Source organism: Fodinicola feengrottensis (genome assembly GCF_010993775.1).
In the GTDB taxonomy this organism is placed as follows: Bacteria; Actinomycetota; Actinomycetes; order Mycobacteriales; family HKI-0501; genus Fodinicola; species Fodinicola feengrottensis.
On the sequence record NZ_WOTO01000049.1, the window covers coordinates 49,115 to 68,395 of the forward strand.

Consider the following 19,281-nt stretch of genomic DNA (forward strand, 5'->3'; position numbering starts at 1 on the left):
CTTCGCATCACCATCGTCGATACGTATCGACGATGTGATCGTCCCCCGGTTGGAAGGACAGGACCATGAACCGACGAGCAACCTGGCTGCCAGCGCTGGTCGCCCTGGCGGTGGCCGTACCGCTGGTCATCGCCGGCTGCAGCAGCGGCAACAGCGCGAGTACGAGCAGCCTGACCGTCGAGGACTACTACAACACCGACCCGGGCATGACCACGTGGGGAAACCTGCTCACCAAGTGCGGTAAAGCGCAGGGCGTCACTATCAAGCGCAACGCGGTGCCCGGCGCGAACCTGATCTCCAAGGTGCTCCAACAGGCGTCCTCACGCACGCTGCCCGACGTGTTGATGCTGGACAACCCCGACCTACAGCAGATCGCCGGGTCCGGCGCGCTCAGCCCGCTGTCCACCTACGGCATCACCACCGACGGGTATGCCAAGGGCGTGGTGCAGGCGTCCACCTACCAGGGGCAGCTGTACGGTCTGCAGCCAACACCAACACCATCGCGCTCTACTACAACAAGGACATACTCGCCAAGGCCGGCGTACAGCCACCCAAGACCTGGGACGAGCTGAAGGTCGATGCCAAGAAGCTGACCGTCGGCAAGCAGTACGGCATGGCGTTCTCGGCCATCAACACGTACGAAGGCACCTGGCAGTTCCTGCCGTTCATGTGGACCAACGGTGGCGACGAGAAGACGGTCGCGTCGGCGCAGAACGCCCAGGCGCTGCAGCTGTGGGTGGACCTGGTCAAAGACCACTCGGTGTCCGCATCGGCGGTCAACTGGGCGCAGGCCGACGTCAACGACCAGTTCAAGGCCGGTAACGCGGCGATGATGGTGAACGGCCCGTGGCAGCAGCCAGTCCTGGACACCACCGCCGGCCTGCACTACGGGATCGTGCAGATCCCCACCCCCAAGGCCGGCCAGACGACGGTGGCTCCGCTGGGTGGCGAGACCTGGACCGTGCCGCAGACCGGCGACAAGAACCGGCAGGCGGCCGCGGCGAAGTTCGTGACCTGCCTCAACTCCGACGCCAACCAGCTCGCCATCGCCAAGCTGACCCAGACGATCCCGACCAAGACCGCGGTTGCCCAGCAGTTCGCCATCCAGGACCCGGCCATGAAGACGTACGTGGACCTGGTGCCCAGTCTGCGGGCCCGTACCGGCGAACTGGGCGCCGACTGGCCCAAGGCCGCCACCAAGATCTACACCGCGGTCCAGGCGGCGTTGGCCGGCGGCGTACCACCGATGAAGGCGTTGCAGCAGGCCCAGAATGGCTGACACCGCGACCGTCGTCAGACGCCCGGCGGGCAGCGTCCTGGGGACCGGCCGGTGGCGGCGGAACCACCGGTTGCGGACCCGGCTGGGCGAGCTGGCGTTCCTGGTGCCGGCCGCGGCGTACATGCTGTTGTTCTTTGGCTACCCGGTGGTCAAGAACGTGCTGATGAGCTTCGAGTCGTACACCACCCGTACGTTCTACACCGGGGACGCGCCCTGGGGGGGGCTGCGCAACTACGCCGAGGTCATCGCCTCGTCGGTGTTCAGCCAGGCGGTGCTGAACACTGTGCTCTTCACCGTCGGATCGATAGCCGGACAGTTCGTGCTGGGGCTGGGGATGGCGCTGTTCTTCAAGCGCCGGTTCCCGCTGTCCGGAGTTCTGCGGTCCCTGTTGCTGCTGCCGTGGCTGATCCCGCTGCTGGCCTCCTCCACGGTGTGGCGGTGGATCCTGGACCAGGACAACGGCGCGCTGAACCGGCTGTTGTCCGGACTGCATCTGGTGTCGACGCACCCGGGCTGGCTGACCGATACCCGGCTGGCGCTGGTGGCGGTGATCGGCGTGAACATCTGGATCGGCATCCCGTTCAACACCACGATCCTCTACGGCGGGTTGCAGGACATCTCGAACGAGCTGTACGAGGCGGCGGCGATCGACGGCGCCACCCGGTGGCGGGCGTTCCGACACATCACCTGGCCGCTTCTTCGTCCAGTCGTGACGGTGGTGCTGGTGCTGGGTGTGGTGTACACGCTGAAGGTGTTGGACATCATCCTGGGCCTGACCAGAGGTGGCCCCGCGAACGCGACGCAGACCATCGCCACGCAGTCGTACGCGCTGTCGTTCCAGCAGTTCGACTTCGGGCAGGGTGCCGCGTTGGGCAACGTCCTGATCGTTGTCTCGCTGGTCTTCGCGCTGCTCTACCTGCGCGTCAACCGACGCGCTGTGGACGAGTGAGGGCCGCGATGAGTGCCACCAAGTCGGTACGTTCGCTGGGCAACTCCGCGATCGGTCTGTTGCTGCTCGCGGTGCTGCTGTTCCCGCTTTACTGGATGCTCAACGTGTCGCTGCAGGACGGTGGCGCGGCGCAGAGCACTCCGTGGTTCCCGGTGCACCTGAGCCTGCAGGGCTACACCAGCGCGATTTCGCAGCAGGGCGGCCACCTGCTGACCAGCCTGATCGTGTCGCTGGGCACGGTGGTGGCGAGCCTGATGATCCGCCACTCCGGCGGCGTACGCGCTGGCGCAGTTCCGCTGGCGCTGGGCCACCGTGGTGCTGTTCGGGATCCTGATCAGCCAGATGGTGCCTGGCATCGTGGTGGCCAACGCACTTTACAGCGCGTACAACGACATCGGGCTGCTCAACTCCTATCCGGGCCTGATCCTCGCCGACGCCACCGCAGGCATCCCGTTCGGCATCCTCGTCATGCGCGCGTTCATGGGAAACCTGCCGGCGTCGGTGATCGAGGCGGCCCGGGTGGACGGCGCCGGGCAGCTGCGCGCCTTCATCTCCATCGTGCTGCCGATGAGCCGGAACGCGCTCATCACCGCGGCGCTGTTCACGTTCCTGTTCAGCTGGAGCGATTTCCTGTTCGCGCTGACGCTGACCACCACCGACACGATCCGGCCGGTGACGCTCGGGCTCTACCAGTACATCGGCACGTACGTCAGCAACTGGAGCGCGGTGATGGCCACCGCCGTACTGGCCTCCATTCCCGCCCGCCGTCCTGCTGCTCGTCGTCGCCCAGCGATACGTCGCGGCTGGCGTCACGGGCGGCGCCGTCAAATGAAAGGCAGACCTTTGTCAGACAAGCCGATCCGGGTCACCGTCTGGGGCGAGAACCGCCACGAGAAGCTCGAGGAGCAGGTGGCGAAGATCTATCCCGACGGCATGCACACCACAATCGCCGAGGGCATCGTGGCCAACCTCGGCGACCGCGTACGAGTACGCACCGCGACCCTGGACGATCCCGAGCACGGCCTGACCGAAGAGATCCTCGCCGACCGACACCGACGTACTGACTTGGTGGGGCCACGCCGCGCATGCCGAGGTGGCCGACGAGGTCGTCGAGCGGGTGCACCGCCACGTACTGTCCGGGCTCGGGCTGGTCGTGCTGCACTCCGGACACTGGTCGAAGATCTTCGGCAAGTTGATGGGCACTTCCTGCACCCTGCGCTGGCGCAGTGCGCATGACCGCGAGCTGGTGTGGACGGTGAACCCGACGCACCCGATCGCCCGCGGCATTCCGCACCCGATGATCATCGAAGAGGACGAGATGTACGGGGAGTTCTTCGACATCCCCGCGCCGGACGAGCTGGTGTTCATCTCCAGCTTTTCCGGCGGCGAGGTGTTTCGGTCCGGCTGCACCTTCCGGCGCGGGCACGGCAAGATCTTCTACTTCAAGCCAGGTGACCAGGACTACCCGGTTTACCACCACGAAGGCGTACGCAAGGTCATCTCCAACGCGGTCCAGTGGTGCGTCACGGATCAGCCGACCCGCTCACTGCCCACCCTGCTGCGGTACGAGACCAACGACTTCTATCGCGGGCACGGCTACCAGGGACCGCTGGAGAACCAGGCGTGAACGCGTTCGCCACCCTGCCATCCTCCGTGGACGATCCGCTGCCGGTGTTGTGCGTCGGCGCGGGCTCGATGGGCCGGGCCTGGCTGGCCGCTGTCCAGGCCGACCCGCTGGTACGCCTTGCCGGAGTCGTCGACATCGACATCGACCAGGACGCGGCCCGTACCGCTGTCGCCGACCTCGGCATGGACGTCCCCATCGGAGCTGACGCGGTGGCGGTCGCCGCCGCCACCGGCGCCCGGGCGATCGTCAACGTCACGGTTCCGGCCGCGCATCTCCCGGTGACCATGGCCGCGCTGCGTGCGGGACTGCCGGTGCTGGGGGAAAAACCGGCCGCCAGCACTCTCGCGGAGGCCGTCCGGCTCGCCACCGTGGCCGAACAGACCGGGCAGCTGTTCATGGTGAGCCAGTCGCGGCGGTGGAACCCGCGGGTGTTCGCGTTACGCGCCATGGTCGAGGGCCTCGGCGCGGTCGGCTCGGTGACCACTGAGTTCTTTCGGGCGCCCCGGTTCGGCGGCTTCCGTGACCAGATGCGGCAGCCGCTGTTGGTGGACATGGCCATCCACTCGTTCGACACCGCACGGTTTCTGCTTGCCGCCGAACCGGTCTCGGTGACCTGCCAGTCCTGGAACCCGTCGTGAGTTGGTATCGCGGCGATGCCAACGCGTCGGCTGTGTTCGAAATGTCCGATGGCGCCCGCTACACGTACGTCGGCAGCTGGTGCGCGGCGGGCGCCGAAACCTCTTGGAACGGCACCTGGCGGATCTCCGGCGAGAAAGGCAGCGCGCACTGGGACGGCGACCACGATCCGGAACTCGCCTCCGACCATCCACCGCTGGACCGTCCAGCCTCTCCGTACTCGGGAATCGCCGGCGCGCTTCAGGTCTTCGTCGAGGCGCTGCGTACCGGCGTCGCACCGATGGGCGAAATCCACGAGAACCTGATGAGCCTCGCCATGGTCGAAGCCGCCGTCGAGTCGGCCGACACCGGCGTTGCGGTGACACTCGCCGACGTATTCACCCGGGGCCGGGAATTGCCCCCAACGTCTACCGCAGCCAGCGGCTAACGCGAAGCCCCGACACCGCCGCGCGTACGCACCTTTTTGTCTTGGACGTGACCGAATCCATGCGCTCTACTGATTTCGGTGACTTTGTACGCGATTCCGCCTTCGACCAGATACCCCGATCCGACAGACACAACGTCATTGAGCCAGGCGTACTCAGGGGCCCCGGTTTCAAACAGCGGGTTTGTTCGGAAATAATATGCTGACGGGTCGATCTGATATCTCTTGACCGGGTCCGTCAGGTCGTTGCGTAAGGCGGCCGGCACCACCCACCGACCACCGTAGGTCATGTGCACCAATGCCTGGTCATGCGTACGAAGCGTCAGCCGCACGTCCAGTGTCATCGTGCCGTCCGGGCGAAACAGTGCCCAGTCGCCGCCTCCTGGCAGCACCTCGCCTTTCAGTTTCGGCCCTTCGAACGTACCGCCCGCGGCCCCCAAAAAGAACCCGCCGGCCGAACGGCCCGTGACCGATGTTCAGCGGAGGGTTCAAATCGACGACGATGTCAAAGAGATGTGCGGTCTTAATTGCGCCAACGTCCTGTATTCGCCGGTCTCCGGTCATGCCGCCGCTCCGAAAAGGCGGTCCCGTACGGCGTCGGTGGATACTCCCGACTGAGCACAGAGTTCGGACAGGTCGAAGAAGAACTGCTCGCCGGCAATCAGGTCGTCCTTGAACGAGAACTGGATGAACACTGGCAGTTCGGCACGCCTGCCGTTGGGGACAACGCCGAACCGGTCCCCCGTCATGGTCATCCACAGGCGGCCCCAGCAGACCAGGGTCTGCGCATCACTGGCATGTCCGTCGAGGACCACGTGGTAATCAGGGAACGTCGCGAAAAATCTGGTCAACACCTTGGCGTTCGCGGTCCGGCCACGGGCTTGGGTCCCGAACGCCGGAGTCACCAACACCATGTCCTCATGCAGCAGCCGCACTGCGGCCGACACGTCCTGCCGACTCTTGGCGATCGCCAACGCCTGCGCCAGTTCGAACATCCGATCGCTTTCCACAGACTCCTCATTTCGTCGATCCAACCTCTGACACAAAACATACGATCGGTCGTATTGTTTTACCAAGCAGTGTGACACTCCTGACAGTCTCGGCAGAAGTTGTACGATCGGTCGTACGTAAGTAAGGTCACCGAGACCTAGCGACGGGAGGCTCTGCGATGGATCCGGACGCGGCGACAATCGACCAACGGCTCGCGCGTGGAGCCAAAACCAGGCGCGCGATCACCCGGCGAGCGGTCGACGTGGCATCGATGGAAGGCCTGAACGGGCTCAGCATCGGCCGACTGGCCACTGATCTGGGGTTGAGCAAGAGCGGCGTGCAGACACTGTTCGGCACCAAGGAACAGTTGCAGCTCGCCTCCATCGAGTGCGCGCGCGAAATGTTCACCGAAGCGGTCGTCAAACCCGCCCTGAGCGCGGACCACGGCGTCGCTCGACTGCGCGCACTGGTCGAACGCTGGCTGGTGTACGCCGAAACCCCGCTGTTTCCCGGCGGATGCTTCTGGGTGGCCAACTACGCCGATTTCGACAGTCGACCCGGGCTGGTCCGGGACACCCTCTTCGGCGAAAGCCCGCTGGCGTGAACTGCTCGCGGACGAACTCCGCCATGCAAAAGAAGAAAAAGGCACTGCCGAACTCGACCCGGAGCTCGCCGCCTTCCAAATCGACGCCGCCCTCTGCGCGACGAATATCGGACTACGGATCAACGACAAGGATATTGTGAGCAAGGCTCGGCGGACAATCGAACAAATACTGCAATCCGCCAACAGGCCGTTGAGTAAATGACATCCGGTGTCTTCGTTCTACACGGCTGTCGGCTACGAGGGAGGGGATGAGGATGAGTAGGACGCCACTGCGGCTTTACATGTCCATGTCGGTCGACGGGTATATCACTGGGCCGGACGACCGACCGGGCCAGGAACTCGGCCGCGACGGAGGTCGACTGTTCAACTGGCTCGACGACCGGATGTCCGAGGGGATCAACGGGCAGGTGTACGCCGAGGCCTGCTCGACCGGCGCCGTGGTGTCCGGACGCCGCACGTTTGAGCTGGCCGGTCGATGGCAAAGGCGACCACCACGACGGAGTGCCGATCCACGTGCTCACACACAACATCGACCCGGCCGACGAGCCACCCGGCAGCGCGAAGTTCTACACGGACGTCAACGCGTGTGCCACCGAGGCCCGCGAAGCAGCGGGAGATCGAGCCGTGCTGGTCCACGGCGCGAGTGCGGCGCAGGCATTACTGGCAGCTGGTCAGCTCGACGAACTCGAACTGCACCTCGTGCCCGTACTGCTGGGTGACGGCCGGCGACTGTTCGAGCCGACCGGACTCGGCCACGTCGAACTGGAGCTCGTCCGCCGACTCGAAGGCAACAACGCGACACACCTGCGGTACCGCATCGTCCATTGAGAGGGGAAACAGCCAGACTGGCCGCATTGCTGACCATCGACTGCTCCGCCACCGCGACGATCTCCATGAGCTCGGTGAACACCGCAAACCGCAGGCGCGATGACGCCCTACGGTCAGCCGCTGACATGGGCGGTGTTGTCGAGCCAGTGCTGGGCGCGGGTCGGTGTCGCCGTCGACGCTGATGGTGGTGGCTTCGCGGTCGGTGAGCGTGAGTCGTCGGGTCAAGGTCAGCAGCAGTGATCGTGCCGAGCCGGTCACCGTCACATCGGCCTGCTGGGTTCCGGGCCGCCACGTTGCTCCGTCAGGCCGCCGTTCGACGAACCAAGCGCCAGCGTCGTCCGCGGTGTCGGTGGCCAGCCATTGCAGGGTCTGCCCGGTGCCCCGGATGGCGTGGGCGGACTCCGGCCGCTGCATCGCCCATGTGGGAGCGGTGAGCATCGCGAGGTGGTTGCTGATAAGCGCGGCCGCGATGTCGGCGTCAATGTCGGCTGGTCGGTCCGCCGCGGTGGCTGCGTCAAAGCCGTGGACGACCGCTTCGTTGACCATGCTGGCCATCCAGAATCGCGTCCCGGGCCGCTCGTCTCCCGCGGGGTTGAACACCGGCGCGTCGAGCGCCTCATCGGAGCATGCGCTCGCGACCCGCCGCGCCGGACTCCGACAGCCACACCTGCCACTGTCGGGGGTCGGCGGGGCGTACGGCCATCTCCGTGGGCAGCTGGGTGGGGTCAGTGATGCGCCGCTCGATGATCTCCGCGACCCAGTGCTGGGTCTGGCCCACGTGCTCGACCAGGTCAGTGATGGTCCACTTCGCGGCTGTCGGCACGGCGGCGTCAGGTCCGGCCGCAGCGGCTGATTCCCCCAGACGGCGGGTATGTTCGACGATCGCTTGCCGCGCACGTTCCACGTTCAGCTCAGTCATTGGATTGCCCTTTCCGTAGGTTCGTTGTGTCGTGCAAGGGCCAACGGAGGATCCGGCCCAAAATAACCGCCAACGCAGATCCGTGGCCTGTTCCATGCTGTGTCGGCCATCAGACGATCGCACGATCACCGTGTCCATGCCGCTGAACTAAGAGCATTTGGCTTAGAGCGAGGTGGACATGCTGATGACACTGCGCCGGGCGGGTGAGCCGTACGAGCTGTCCGCCGGCCTTTGTTGAAGACCTCGATGGTCACCTCGGGCGCGATCACCGCCCGCATCGACCGGATGGAGTCGAAGTCGCTGGTCGAACGCATACGCGACGACGTCGATCGCCGTTCGGTGCGCGTCCGGCTGACCGCCCACGGCAACGACGTTGTCAACGACCTCATCGGCGAACACGTCGCCAACGAAGAACGCCTGCTCGCCGGCCTCAACCGCCCGGAACTGGACCGACTGTCCGACTCCCTGCGCGCGCTATTGGAATCGCTCGGCGACCGAGGCGTACGCCTCTAGCGGTCTGTCTTTGATTTGGCACGGCGGTTCTGACGCCCAGAAGCCGTCTGGGCGCACCGGATCCACCATCGGGCAAATCACAGACAGACCGCTAGCCGACGAGCTCGCAGGCTGTGGTGGCCTTCATCGCCTGCCGCAGGCCCGGCACGCTGTCGGTTTCGACGGCCGACGTGTGCGAGGCGAGGTCGACTCCGGTCACAGTCAGCGCCGCCTTGGTACTGGACGCCCCCTCGCGGCAGGAGAGTGCGGTATTGGGTGACCTTGCCTAACAAACCGCTGTAGAAGGTCAACTCGCCCGCTGCCAGCGTGTCCGCGCGTTGCGCCGGGGGCGGCGCCTTCGGGAGTTTCCGCAGCCCGGTGACCGCGGTCGTCAGCGCTGCGTCGAGCGTTTGTAGTCCGGCGGCGGCCTTGGGCAGGTCGGCGTCGGAGTTGATGTCGTACTCCTTCGGCATCACATAGACGCTCAGCTGGATGCGCTTGACCGCACTGCAATAGCCGGTGGCCCACGACACCAGCGCAGGGTCAGGCCCCGTTCTGGACGGCGAGGGCTGCGGAGCTCTCGGCGCCGAGCCGCAGGCGGCGAGTACGCATGAGCCTGCCGCCAGAACCGCAGCGACCTGTAGACGTACGGCGGTATCTCTGATCACGCAGGGATCCTACGAGGCCCCAACCGGGACCCCTCCCCCACGCCATTAATTGCTTAGGGCTTGAATGCGCACGCTCTGCGTTTTGCTTAGATAATTGAGAAAATGACTACATTCCGATCGTACGAACTCGATCTTTTTGACGGTGGTGGCGGTAGAACGGTGTCATGGCCGGCACGGGCGCCCGTACAAGCGGTTGCTTGTTCGGGCAGACCGGACGTTCGATGGGACCTCAAGTCGAGACATTCCAGTTCCCGACGGCAACAATCAACCGGTGACCTTTCTCGGACAGACTCGCCGCCATCCGTTGGCGCGGCCGCCAGGCTCTCTGATCGCGGCGATCATCGTCGGTTTGCTGCTGTTCCCGTACGGATCCTCCGGCCTTTCGGCCACGTTCCGAGAAATTCAGGTTTTGACGAGCCAAGGAGCAGTGGGCACATTCCGGATTGGAGAGTGCCATTGGGGCCGGCAGGGCAAAGGCGGCAGCGAACAGCTCTGCACCGGTGAATTCCAACGGGCCGGGAGCAGGGAGCAGGTGGCCGCCAGTTGGGCGGTCGGGCTCAATCCAGCGCGTTATTATTACCAGGCTGGCGAAACGATCGCGGCGCGGTATGACGGCGCGCGAAACGTCTATCTCGACAGCGGCGACACACTCAATAACGCGTACGAGGCTTTCCTCTTTTGCCTGGCCGCTACGGCGGCCGGACTGCTCTTTGTCGTCGTCGGCCTACTCCGCCTCCTGATCTGGCTTAACCGCCGGCGGCCCCGCACATAGGCCCGATGTCAGGTCGAGTAAATGAAATCCGTTGCCTCGCAACAGTCAGCGAAGGGCTACCCGTATGAGCAGCGGGCGTCGCCTGGAGATCTCAGTGCCAGCCCTGATTGGCTGCGTCCGCCCGGACCGGCATTCTGAATGCGTTCAAGGTTTCGATGGATGGAGCGGATGATGGACGGGACAACGGCGGTGTGGAATCGCGCCGCATTGACGTACGAGACGGTTGTGCCTTATTTCCAGCCGATGGGTGAGCGGCTGGTCGCCCGCGCCGGGCTGGCGCCAGGTGAGCACGTTCTCGACGTCGCGTGCGGGACCGGATCGTCACTGGTGCCGGCGGCGCTGGCGGTGACGGCCACCGGACGTGCGGTAGGGATTGACTCGGCACCGACCATGGTCGAGCGGGCGAACGGCGCGCTCGCCGAGGCGGGTGCGGGGACGGCGCAGGCGTTGGTGATGGACTGCGGCGAGCTGGAGTTCGCGGACGGCTCCTTCGACGTGGTGCTCTGCGGATGCGCGTTGCCGTTCGTTGGGCTTGACCGCGGGCTGCCCGAGATCGTACGAGTGCTTCGCCCGGGCGGGCGATTTCTGTCCAGTGGGCAGGTTGGCGGCGGACCCGACTGGGATTTCCTCAGCGATCTCTGCCGTGAGTTCGAGCTCCGGCCGATGCCGGAGCTCACGGAACTGCCTTCGCCGGAAAATATCGGGGCGGCTCTCATCAAGGCGGGTTTGACCGACCTGGATGTCACGACCGATCGCATCGACGTCGTGTTCCCAGATGAGGATGCGTGGTGGCGGATGGGGTTGGTCTCATGGCTATCGCTGGTATCTCGAGCAGCTCGCGCCCGCGCGGATACCGGATTTCAAGGCTGCCGCCTTTGCCAGGCTAGCCGACATCCGTACGGACGCTGGCATTCCGCTGGTCCAGGAGTTCGTGATCGTACGTGCCGTGGCGGACCGCCCACTGAGCTAGCGAGACCCTGGTCAGTAGACCCAGTTTCAGGTAACTGTTGCGCAAGTGGGTTTCCACCGTCCGTTCGCTGATGAACAATCGGGCCGCGATGCGCGCGTTGGACAGGCCGTCGGACACCAGCAGCGCGATCTCGTACTCACGCGCGGTCAGCGGCTTGGGCGAAGGCGCAAGAGAACCGGCCTCGCTTGCCAGCAATACGCAATACCGATGGATCCGGCTGGTCAACTCGGCGCCGGCCGCCGCGGCTATCCGCTGTCGTGCATCCGGCCGCTGCCCGCGTACGGCTGCGGCGAGGTCGGCCATCCCGGTCCGGATCGCGCGCGGCGAGCTTGCCGACTTCGCCGTCGAACGAAGGCAGCTCGCCGTGCTGGCGCACGAGCTGGTCGGTCTCGGGCTCATATGTGTTCGCTCGCATCGGCGCCGCCTCGTGTGGTGTTTGTGCTCGTCGCTGTGGAGGCGTAAATCGGCACCGAACAGTTCGTACGGTCGGCTCAGGTCACCCAGCTCGGACCGTCCGGGCCGGGCTCGTAGCGGCAGACCCGGCCCGTTCGTACGCTGGCACGCAGGTGGACGGCGGTCAGCGGCGCGACTGCTTCGATCTTCTCGATCGCGAGGCGGAGCGTACGGGTGACGTTGACCCGGGGCGCGCTCCGCGTCGTCGGACTGTCTGCGCTGCCGGCCGCCGAGCCCAGTGGCTTGCTGGAGTTCGGCGATGATGGCTGAGCGTTCGGCTTCCAGCCCGGTGGCTCGGTCGGCGGCGCCGGCCCGGTCGGCGGACTCCAGGTCGGCGTCGATCTGCTCGATGCGACGCCGGTACGCCGTACGAGCCGCGGTGTCCAGGATCGCCGCTGCGCCACTGCCAGCCGACCCCGGCGCCGCCGGCGGCGAGGTCCAGCGCCGGGATGTCCTGACCTGACGCGGCAACCAACGCGCGCAGGTAGCGCAGGCCACGGCTGTCTCGCAGTCGCGCGGTCTCGGCACCGGCGACCAGCAGCCAGTCGTCGCCGTCCTGCCGCAGTGACCAGGCGCCGGAATCCAGCTGCTCAAGCAGGACGGCCATGCCGAGGCGTTCAGCCAGCGTCCGGGCGCGGGTCCTGGCCGTGGCTGCGCGTTCCGGCTCGCCGATCTGGTCCAGCAGGTCGGCGTACGCGGCGGACGTGATGGCCAGCATCGTCAGGCCGCCAGTCTGCTCCTCGAAGGCGATCGCACGCTCGAAATGCGCGCCAGCGTCCGCCAACCGTCCGGCGGTCGCCGCCAGCATGCCAAGGTAGTGGCTGGCTGGCCCGAACTCGATCACCGCGCCGGCCCGGATGACCAACCTTCCCTCGTACGGCAGCAGAGCCCCGTACAGCTGCTCGGCCGCCGTCGCGTCACCGAGCTGGGTCGCGACCGTGGTCAGCTCCACGACGACGCTCAGCCAGCGCGGGCCGGATGCCACCAGCACCTTGGGCAGCAACCGTTCGAGCGTGGCGGCGGCTTCCGCCGTGTGGCCCAACATCACTTCGATCTCGGCCACGTCGGCGTCGAAGAAATGACCGGGACGACGCCTCGCAATCGGCCGCAGCATCTCCAGCGCCCGCGGCCAGACCGCCTTGTTCCGGAAGCGCTGGCTCCACGAACCAACGCCGGTGAGGTTCTGCGTATCGGGATGGCCGATCCGTCGACCGTATTCGGCGATCTCGGCGGCCAGCCGCTCGGCCTCATCGAACCGGCCCCGCATGGTCGCCAACATCGCATGCCGAGCCATCACCATGATCCTGCCGGAGGAGTCACCGGCTCGCTCGGCGGCCCGTTGGTACGCGGACAGCTCGGTCTCCGCCTCGCTGACCCGGCCGAGCTCCATCAACGCGACAAACCGCCAGAACATCGCGTCACGTTCCCGCTCACCGTCGCCCGCGCGGCGCGCCAACCCCCCCACCAGCTCCGCGGCGGCGACCAACCGGTCGTGGGCGGCGCTGGGATCCCAGAGCGCGTACAGCCGGGCACCGAGTGCCTCGACCAGTGCCTGCCAGTCACCTGACCGGCGGGCCAAGTCCAGTGCCTCGTCGACCAGTGCGCGCCGCCGGTTCGCCGCGGTGGCATCGCCCAGAAGTTCACGCGCCAACCGGGCCAGTACGCGAGATCGCGGCGCATCGTCGGCCGGCCGGGCCGCAGCCTCCTCCAGAAGACTCAGCAGATTCGGGTCCACGTCCAGGAACGCCGTCTGCGACGGCGCGCGTAGTGCCAGTTCGACCACCGGATCGTCCTGATCCGTGAGACCCGCCAGCTCGACCGCCAGCTCCCGTGCGGGGCCGGGAAGTCCGCGCGAAGCGAGCCACAACGCGTGCCGTACGGCCGGCCGGTGCTCGGCCACGGCCGTGCCGAGCTGTTCCTCGGTCAGCGACCGCAGCGACATCTCACGTCCGACACCCGGCGGCTCAGTCACGGTCACCACGACCGCCGTACCGCTGCCAGCCAGCCGGCCCGCCACGACTGGAAGCACCGCAAGAGCCTCCGCACCGGCGGCGTCCAGATCGTCGAGGACCACCAGCCGTCGTGTCCCGCGAATGAGCGCCCGAGCCGCAGCGTCCAGCTCGGCGACCGCCGGTTCGACAAGCAGTGCTCGCGCGGCGTCTGCGGCACCGAGATCCTCCAACACCTGCATCCACACCAACCGCGCCGGTTGGCCGCGGACCCCCGCAGCGCGTACTACCTCCAGCCCACGGCTCTTTCCTTGCGCCGCCGCGTATTCGGCCAACGCGGTCTTTCCCGCGCCGGCTGGTCCGACGACGACAAGAAGCCGGCCCTCTCCCGCGGCCGTACGATCCAGCAGTTCGCAGATCTCGGCCTTCTCGCGGTCGCGGCCCACCAGCTCCATGGTGGTGAGTGTAGGAGCCACAGCCTGTCGGTCGACCACCTCGGCGGACGGCGGACGGGCAGGCTAGTTTGCTCGGGTGAGTCTCCTTGATGATGTGGCCGAGCGTGACGGCGGGCGGTGCTGGGTGTGCGACGAACCGGTCGACCCCGACATGGCGGTGAACGACCCGCGGGGTCCCAGCGTCGACAGCCGGACCGCCGACCGCAAGGCCAAGGTCGCCGAGCGCCTCGCGCACCGCGGGTGTAACACCCGCAAGGGCGCGGTCAAGGTGGTCATCGCCTGGCCGGACCGTCTGCGGGTGGTCGAACCCGCGCCGCTGATCACCGTTGCCGGGAGGCTGGAGCGCAAGGGGGGCCGCGAGATGGTGGCCCGTTGCCCGACCAAGCACGACGCCCAAGATGCGGCGGATTGGCTGGTGGACCGGTTCTCCCGACTGGTACCAGGGCTGCCGGTGACCGCCACCATTCGAGGCAGGCGGCGGGCAGTTCCTCATCATCCTGGCCACCAGCCGCCGCTGACCGGGATCACCAACCACACATTCGTGCCGAGCTAGCTGTCGGCTCTCGGTCGGCAGCCGAGCAATTTCGGAGTTAGTTGCTGAAAGCGGCCGCGAGCAGCCGCCGTGGGACGGTCATCGGGTCGTTGGTGGTCGTCTCGGCCACCGCGTACTCGCCACGCTCACTGAGGTCACGGGTCGCGAAGACACCGCTGGAATATCCCATGTCCTCGCCGGTCTTTCCCCACAGAACTGTGCCGTTCGGCAGGGTGAGGCTGCCAACGCCCATGCCCAGGCAAGCTTTTCCAGCGTCCAGACCGGTGTTGCAGTTGCCAGCTCCCTGGTACGGCAGGAGGTTGCCGTTCGCGTCGCGCGGCGGGCTGAACATCACTTGATTCTGTGCCGCGGGCAGTAGATCGCCACGGAAAAGCGCCGTCACGAACCGGTCCAAATCCGTGGTCGTGGAGTACATGCTCGACGGGTTGCCATTCTGCTCGCTGACGTCCACGACCTGCCCTTTGCTGTTGGTCAGGTAGCCGTGCAGATACGGCACCGGCAGCCGCGGGCCGACGCCTGGCGCCGCGGTCTGCGTCAGCGACAACGGGCGCACGATCCGCTCGCGGAGCACCGCCGGGTACGGCTTGCCGGTCACCTTCTCGACCAACGCGCCGACCACGCGGTAGTCCAGCGAGTTGTACGACTGCCGGGTGCCGGCCGGAAACCGTGGCCCGGGCCAGACACTTTTCTTGGGGCGCAGCGATTGCTGGATGATCTCGTCGAACAACTGGTAGTCGAAGCGGTTCGCGATGAGCTGGTCGATCGTGACCGACGGTCCGCCAACCTCGGGCAGGCCGCTGGTCATCGTCAAAACCTGTCGTACGGTGACCACCCGGAAGGGTTTGGTCAGCAGTCCGGGCAGATAGTGTTCGACGGTCTGTTCCAGGTCGATCCGGTGCTCGGCGACCAGTTGCAGTGCGATGGTCGCCTCGAACGACTTCGCGACGCTGCCGATCCGGAAATGCGCATTCGGCGCAATAGCTTGGCCGGTCTGCAAATCACCGTCGGTTCCCTGCCAGCTATCCGCACCCGAGACGACCCTGGCGAGGTCACCGGCGGCGTGGTCGACTGGCACGATCTCAATGGCCTTGGCCAACGCGGCCGGGTCGAGCCTGGTCCCGGCCTGCGCCGCAGGCACCACAATCGCGCCAATTGTCAAAAATCCAGCAGTAGCAAATAAAATCGTTCTGATCATTCGCTTCATGGAATGTCGTTTGCTCCCGTTCACGCGGTGTTCTTTCTCCCAGAAAGCCTGGGCCAGCCGAAGATACGGCGCAACACGGCATTCCCCCAGTTGTCGGTAGGATTATCCCCACTCAGCTGTGACACCGTCCGCCAGCACGCAGGCGTACGTGTCGAGGCGACCTCGCCAACGGAGTCCCCATCTCGACGGGCCCCTTGAGGCCGCAGGCGGGTCGTCGAAGTCGAACTCCTCTAACGACTTGCGGCCGACAGCCCAGCTCGCCGAGGTCCGTGGCTCCTGGTTGCGCCGTCCCGGCGGCAACTCTGGCCGCCGGGACGGCCCGTCCTCAGAACTGCGCGATCGCCGCGTTCAGGGTCGGACTTGGCCGCATGATCTCGTCGGTTTTGGCCTTGTCGACGTAGTAGTAGCCGCCCAGGTCGACGGAGTGGCCTTGTACGCCGTTCAGCTCGCCGACGATCTTCTCCTGGTCGTCGCCGCCAGCCGCTCAGCGAGCGGACCGAACACCTTCGCCAGCCCAGCATCGACGGTCTGCGCGGCAAGCGCCTGCGCCCAGTAAAGCGCCAGGTAGAAGTGGCTGCCCCGGTTGTCCAGCTCACCGACCCGCCGGGACGGCGACTGGCCGTTCTCCAGCAGCTTGCCGGTGGCGTCATCGAGGGCCTTGCCCAGCACCGCCGCGCCTGGGTTGTCGTCGGAGGTGGCCAGGAACTCCAGTGACACGACACGCGAGCGCGAGGAACTCACCGAGCGAGTCCCAGCGCAGATGGTTCTCCTTGACCAGCTGCTGGACGTGCTTGGGCGCCGAGCCGCCGGCGCCGGTCTCGAACAGCCCGCCGCCGTTCATCAGCGGCACGATCGAGAGCATCTTGGCGCTGGTGCCCAGCTCCATGATCGGGAACAGGTCGGTGAGGTAGTCCCGCAGCACGTTCCCGGTGACCGAGATGGTGTCCTGCCCGGCCTTGGCCCTGGCCAGGGTGTAGCGGGTGGCCTCGTCGACCGGCAGGATCTCGATGGTCAGTCCGTCGGTGTCCAGCTCGGCCAGCTGCGCGCGTACTTTCCGAAGCACCTCGGCGTCGTGGCCACGGGTCTCGTCCAGCCAGAACACGGCAGGGGCACCGGTGGCGCGGGCCCGGGAAACGGCCAGCTCGACCCAGTTGCGGACCGGGGCGTCCTTGGTCTGGCAGGCCCGCCAGATGTCGCCGGTCTCGACCTGGTGGGACAGCAGCACGTCGCCGGTGGCGGTGTCCACCACGCGTACGGTGCCCGGTGCGGCGATCTCGAACGTCTTGTCGTGGCTGCCATATTCCTCGGCCTTCTGCGCCATCAGCCCGACGTTCGGCGTGGTGCCCATGGTGGCCGGGTCGAACGCGCCGTGCTCGCGGCAGAAGTCGACGGTCTCGGCGTACAGCGGAGCGTACGACGAGTCCGGGATGACGAACTTGGCGTCCTGCTGCTGGTTGTCAGCGTTCCACATCTGCCCGGACGAACGGATCGCGGCCGGCATGGATGCGTCGATGATGATGTCGCTGGGAACGTGCAGGTTGGTGATGCCGCGGTCCGAGTCGACCATGGCAAGCGCTGGGCCGGTACCGTACGCAGCGGTGATGGCCGCCTCGATGGCCTCCCGCTTGTCCGCCGGGAGTTTGGTCAATGCGGTGAGCACGCTGGCCAGGCCGTCGTTGGGGTCAGCGCCCACCGAGGCCAGGTCCGCGCCGTACTCGGCGAACACGTCGGCGAAATACTGCCGCACCGCGTGCCCGAAGATGATCGGGTCGGAGACCTTCATCATCGTGGCCTTGAGGTGCACCGAGAACAGCACACCCTTGGCCTTGGCGTCCGCAACCTGCTCGGCGAGGAAACTCTCGAGCGCGCTTTTGCTCAGTACCGCGGCGTCCACGATCTCGCCGGCCAGCACCGGCAGGGACGGCTTGAGGACGGTCACAGTGCCGTCGGGCGCAGCGTGCTCGATGCGCAGCTCAGCGGCGTCGTGGACGGTCACCGAGGTCTCGGAGTGGCGGAAGTCGCCGTCGCTCATGGTGGACACGTGCGAGGCCGACTCGGTGGACCACTTGCCCATCGAATGCGGGTGGTTGCGGGCGTACTGCTTCACCGACGCGGGCGCGCGGCGGTCCGAGTTGCCCTCGCGCAGCACCGGGTTGACCGCGCTGCCCTTGACCGAGTCGTACGCGGAACGCGCGGCCCGCTCAGCGTCGGTGCTGGGGTCCTCGGGATAGTCCGGTACCGCGTAGCCAGCCCCCTGCAGCTCCTTGATCACGGCCTTGAGCTGGGGAATCGAGGCGCTGACGTTGGGCAGCTTGATAATGTTGGCCGCGGGAGTCTTGGCCAGCTCGCCCAGCTCTGCGAGCGAGTCGGGCACCCGCTGCTCGTCGGTCAACAGGTCGGGGAAGTGCGCCAGCACGCGGGCCGCCAGCGAGATGTCGCGGGTCTCGACGTCGACGCCGGTCTTGCCTGCGTACGCCTCGATGATCGGCAGAAAAGAGTGCGTTGCGAGCGCCGGCGCCTCGTCGGTATAGGTGTAGATGATCTTCATCGTTGCGGTGGCCCTACCTGTGACTCGTAGCGGATGTGGACGGGGCGCGGTGCCTCCCGGCTACCACGCTAACCCGCGGACACCGGCCATCCCCGGATAGGTGGGATACCCGACGTGACCGGTCCGCGCGCAGGCTAGCCGACGGAAGTCGTACGGGCACGAAACGCGCGGCGATACGCCAGCGGCGAGGGTCGTGGCGTGTTTCGCGAAGTGCGATGCTCCGGCCAGGACCACCGGACACCAGATAGGTCCGTACTCGTCCACTCTGGGTCCGCTCAGTGTCCTCTCTCGGCGAGCCATACCCCCTGGTCAGTGGAGGCCTGTAGAGCGCTTTTCGGGAACGGGGCGGTCACCTGGCCCACGGTGGCCGGCGACCTTGGGTTGACTTGTCCGACATCGACCTCGCCGGACTGTGGGCGGGTCCGTACCCGTTTGCCAAACCCGAGAAAGGACCCAGGCCGTGAACGACATCCACGGGGCGAAAACTGTCACGGAAGCTGCTCTCAGGCGACCGCCGTACACAAGCTCGAGTCCCAGGCCCAGTTCCAGTCTGAAGGTGACTCTGGTGGGTGCGCTCTGTCTCGCGATGCTCGCGACCACCGGATGCGGTGCGTTGTTCGTGTCGGACCAGGAGAAGGTCAGCATCGCGATCCGCGCGTTTTACACCTCTGTGGCCACTACCAATATCGACAACATCGTTCAGAACAGTTGCAGTTCCCTCGGCGCAAAGCTCAGGACATACTTCGACACGCTGGGACCGCAGGACAACGACCGCAAGAAGCTGTTGTCCCTCACCGTCGACTCGATATCCGACATACAGGTGGTCGGCGACACGGCAACCGCGTCCGTGACCGGTCACTCCAGTAGCAAACCCGACCCGGCAACCATCGTCGCGACAGTCGTCAAAGAGAACGGCGAGTGGAAGTACTGCACACAATAAGCCCCGGCGCCCGAGGCGGTG

General features: G+C 66.3%; 19 protein-coding genes and 4 pseudogenes. 15 read left to right on the top strand and 8 right to left on the bottom strand.

The window, feature by feature from the left end; all coding sequences use genetic code 11:
• The first annotated feature begins 65 nt into the window (after positions 1–65).
• The 7 genes and pseudogenes from GNX96_RS57565 to GNX96_RS57585 all read left to right on the top strand — a co-directional run bounded on the left by GNX96_RS57565 (position 66) and on the right by GNX96_RS57585 (position 4,918).
• Positions 66–572: an extracellular solute-binding protein gene (locus GNX96_RS57565; RefSeq protein ID WP_279582291.1), complete on the top strand. Its 507-nt coding sequence runs from the start codon at positions 66–68 to the stop codon at positions 570–572.
• The gene (locus GNX96_RS57570; RefSeq protein ID WP_279582304.1) at positions 524–1,279 is read left to right on the top strand and encodes an extracellular solute-binding protein; all 756 of its coding nucleotides are present in this window, start codon (positions 524–526) and stop codon (positions 1,277–1,279) included. The genes GNX96_RS57565 and GNX96_RS57570 overlap by 49 nt, the downstream gene beginning before the upstream one ends.
• Positions 1,272–2,228 (top strand): carbohydrate ABC transporter permease, encoded by a 957-nt coding sequence (locus GNX96_RS35265; protein WP_163572204.1) that lies wholly within the window; start codon positions 1,272–1,274, stop codon positions 2,226–2,228. The genes GNX96_RS57570 and GNX96_RS35265 overlap by 8 nt, the downstream gene beginning before the upstream one ends.
• A 276-nt stretch (positions 2,229–2,504) precedes the next feature.
• A pseudogene (locus GNX96_RS57575) lies at positions 2,505–2,963 on the top strand (carbohydrate ABC transporter permease); the annotation flags it as partial.
• Positions 2,964–3,321: 358 nt separating this feature from the next.
• Complete coding sequence (locus GNX96_RS35275; RefSeq protein ID WP_279582292.1) at positions 3,322–3,855, top strand: ThuA domain-containing protein; 534 nt, start codon at positions 3,322–3,324, stop codon at positions 3,853–3,855.
• Positions 3,852–4,493, top strand: coding sequence for a Gfo/Idh/MocA family protein (locus GNX96_RS57580; protein WP_279582293.1), 642 nt, complete (start codon positions 3,852–3,854; stop codon positions 4,491–4,493). The genes GNX96_RS35275 and GNX96_RS57580 overlap by 4 nt, the downstream gene beginning before the upstream one ends.
• 41 nt (positions 4,494–4,534) lie before the next feature.
• Positions 4,535–4,918 carry a Gfo/Idh/MocA family oxidoreductase gene (locus GNX96_RS57585; protein WP_279582294.1) on the top strand — a complete coding sequence of 128 codons (384 nt, stop codon included), beginning with the start codon at positions 4,535–4,537 and terminating at the stop codon, positions 4,916–4,918.
• On the opposite strand, the gene GNX96_RS35285 is transcribed toward GNX96_RS57585, so the two are convergent.
• Together GNX96_RS35285 and GNX96_RS35290 are read right to left on the bottom strand one after the other, a co-directional pair.
• Positions 4,915–5,355 (bottom strand): DUF3237 domain-containing protein, encoded by a 441-nt coding sequence (locus tag GNX96_RS35285; protein ID WP_279582295.1) that lies wholly within the window; start codon positions 5,353–5,355, stop codon positions 4,915–4,917. The two genes, GNX96_RS57585 and GNX96_RS35285, sit on opposite strands and share 4 nt — an antisense overlap.
• A 120-nt stretch (positions 5,356–5,475) precedes the next feature.
• Complete coding sequence (locus GNX96_RS35290; protein ID WP_279582296.1) at positions 5,476–5,925, bottom strand: ester cyclase; 450 nt, start codon at positions 5,923–5,925, stop codon at positions 5,476–5,478.
• Positions 5,926–6,083: 158 nt separating this feature from the next.
• On the opposite strand from GNX96_RS35290, the gene GNX96_RS35295 reads away from it, so the two are divergent.
• The 3 genes from GNX96_RS35295 to GNX96_RS65660 all read left to right on the top strand — a co-directional run bounded on the left by GNX96_RS35295 (position 6,084) and on the right by GNX96_RS65660 (position 7,577).
• Positions 6,084–6,509 (top strand): TetR/AcrR family transcriptional regulator, encoded by a 426-nt coding sequence (locus GNX96_RS35295; RefSeq protein WP_313885855.1) that lies wholly within the window; start codon positions 6,084–6,086, stop codon positions 6,507–6,509.
• Between the two features lie 624 nt (positions 6,510–7,133).
• Positions 7,134–7,337 carry a dihydrofolate reductase family protein gene (locus GNX96_RS57590; protein WP_279582305.1) on the top strand — a complete coding sequence of 68 codons (204 nt, stop codon included), beginning with the start codon at positions 7,134–7,136 and terminating at the stop codon, positions 7,335–7,337.
• Between the two features lie 99 nt (positions 7,338–7,436).
• The gene (locus tag GNX96_RS65660) at positions 7,437–7,577 is read left to right on the top strand and encodes a hypothetical protein (RefSeq protein ID WP_390624224.1); all 141 of its coding nucleotides are present in this window, start codon (positions 7,437–7,439) and stop codon (positions 7,575–7,577) included.
• Positions 7,578–7,953: 376 nt separating this feature from the next.
• Here the strand turns inward: GNX96_RS65660 and GNX96_RS57600 are convergent, their stop codons facing one another.
• Positions 7,954–8,256: a maleylpyruvate isomerase N-terminal domain-containing protein gene (locus GNX96_RS57600; RefSeq protein ID WP_279582297.1), complete on the bottom strand. Its 303-nt coding sequence runs from the start codon at positions 8,254–8,256 to the stop codon at positions 7,954–7,956.
• Between the two features lie 246 nt (positions 8,257–8,502).
• Here GNX96_RS57600 and GNX96_RS35310 point away from each other — a divergent pair, with 246 nt between their 5' ends.
• Positions 8,503–8,769, top strand: coding sequence for a MarR family winged helix-turn-helix transcriptional regulator (locus tag GNX96_RS35310; RefSeq protein ID WP_163572206.1), 267 nt, complete (start codon positions 8,503–8,505; stop codon positions 8,767–8,769).
• A 77-nt stretch (positions 8,770–8,846) separates the two neighbouring features.
• Here the strand turns inward: GNX96_RS35310 and GNX96_RS35315 are convergent, their stop codons facing one another.
• The gene (locus tag GNX96_RS35315; RefSeq protein ID WP_163572207.1) at positions 8,847–9,416 is read right to left on the bottom strand and encodes a hypothetical protein; all 570 of its coding nucleotides are present in this window, start codon (positions 9,414–9,416) and stop codon (positions 8,847–8,849) included.
• Between the two features lie 271 nt (positions 9,417–9,687).
• Here GNX96_RS35315 and GNX96_RS35320 point away from each other — a divergent pair, with 271 nt between their 5' ends.
• Together GNX96_RS35320 and GNX96_RS65665 are read left to right on the top strand one after the other, a co-directional pair.
• A complete protein-coding gene (locus tag GNX96_RS35320; RefSeq protein WP_163572208.1) occupies positions 9,688–10,188 on the top strand; it encodes a hypothetical protein in 501 nt (166 codons plus the stop codon).
• A 243-nt stretch (positions 10,189–10,431) separates the two neighbouring features.
• A pseudogene (locus GNX96_RS65665) lies at positions 10,432–10,722 on the top strand (class I SAM-dependent methyltransferase); the annotation flags it as partial.
• A gap of 349 nt (positions 10,723–11,071) precedes the next feature.
• Here the strand turns inward: GNX96_RS65665 and GNX96_RS35330 are convergent.
• Positions 11,072–11,461, bottom strand: a complete 390-nt coding sequence (locus tag GNX96_RS35330) for a response regulator transcription factor (RefSeq protein ID WP_279582299.1) — start codon at positions 11,459–11,461, stop codon at positions 11,072–11,074.
• 274 nt (positions 11,462–11,735) lie between these two features.
• Positions 11,736–14,006, bottom strand: a complete 2,271-nt coding sequence (locus GNX96_RS35335) for an ATP-binding protein (RefSeq protein ID WP_279582300.1) — start codon at positions 14,004–14,006, stop codon at positions 11,736–11,738.
• An 85-nt stretch (positions 14,007–14,091) separates the two neighbouring features.
• Between GNX96_RS35335 and GNX96_RS35340 the strand changes: the two are divergent.
• Positions 14,092–14,533, top strand: a pseudogene (locus GNX96_RS35340) (hypothetical protein).
• A gap of 72 nt (positions 14,534–14,605) precedes the next feature.
• Here GNX96_RS35340 and GNX96_RS35345 read toward each other — a convergent pair.
• Together GNX96_RS35345 and GNX96_RS35350 are read right to left on the bottom strand one after the other, a co-directional pair.
• A complete protein-coding gene (locus tag GNX96_RS35345) occupies positions 14,606–15,706 on the bottom strand; it encodes a serine hydrolase domain-containing protein (RefSeq protein WP_163572212.1) in 1,101 nt (366 codons plus the stop codon).
• A 391-nt stretch (positions 15,707–16,097) separates the two neighbouring features.
• Positions 16,098–18,320, bottom strand: a pseudogene (locus tag GNX96_RS35350) (NADP-dependent isocitrate dehydrogenase).
• A gap of 565 nt (positions 18,321–18,885) precedes the next feature.
• Here GNX96_RS35350 and GNX96_RS35355 point away from each other — a divergent pair.
• A complete protein-coding gene (locus GNX96_RS35355; RefSeq protein ID WP_163572213.1) occupies positions 18,886–19,260 on the top strand; it encodes an Rv0361 family membrane protein in 375 nt (124 codons plus the stop codon).
• Positions 19,261–19,281 lie beyond the last annotated feature (21 nt).

Excerpts from the sequence above, each read along its gene's own strand:
- GNX96_RS35265 (WP_163572204.1), top strand. The coding sequence starts at position 1,272 with ATGGCTGACACCGCGACCGTCGTCAGACGCCCGGCGGGCAGCGTCCTG.
- GNX96_RS35295 (WP_313885855.1), top strand. The coding sequence starts at position 6,084 with ATGGATCCGGACGCGGCGACAATCGACCAACGGCTCGCGCGTGGAGCC.
- GNX96_RS57585 (WP_279582294.1), top strand. The coding sequence starts at position 4,535 with ATGTCCGATGGCGCCCGCTACACGTACGTCGGCAGCTGGTGCGCGGCG.
- GNX96_RS65660 (WP_390624224.1), top strand. The coding sequence starts at position 7,437 with ATGACGCCCTACGGTCAGCCGCTGACATGGGCGGTGTTGTCGAGCCAG.
- GNX96_RS35310 (WP_163572206.1), top strand. The coding sequence starts at position 8,503 with ATGGTCACCTCGGGCGCGATCACCGCCCGCATCGACCGGATGGAGTCG.
- GNX96_RS57565 (WP_279582291.1), top strand. The coding sequence starts at position 66 with ATGAACCGACGAGCAACCTGGCTGCCAGCGCTGGTCGCCCTGGCGGTG.
- GNX96_RS35330 (WP_279582299.1), bottom strand. The coding sequence starts at position 11,461 with ATGGCCGACCTCGCCGCAGCCGTACGCGGGCAGCGGCCGGATGCACGA.
- GNX96_RS57600 (WP_279582297.1), bottom strand. The coding sequence starts at position 8,256 with ATGACTGAGCTGAACGTGGAACGTGCGCGGCAAGCGATCGTCGAACAT.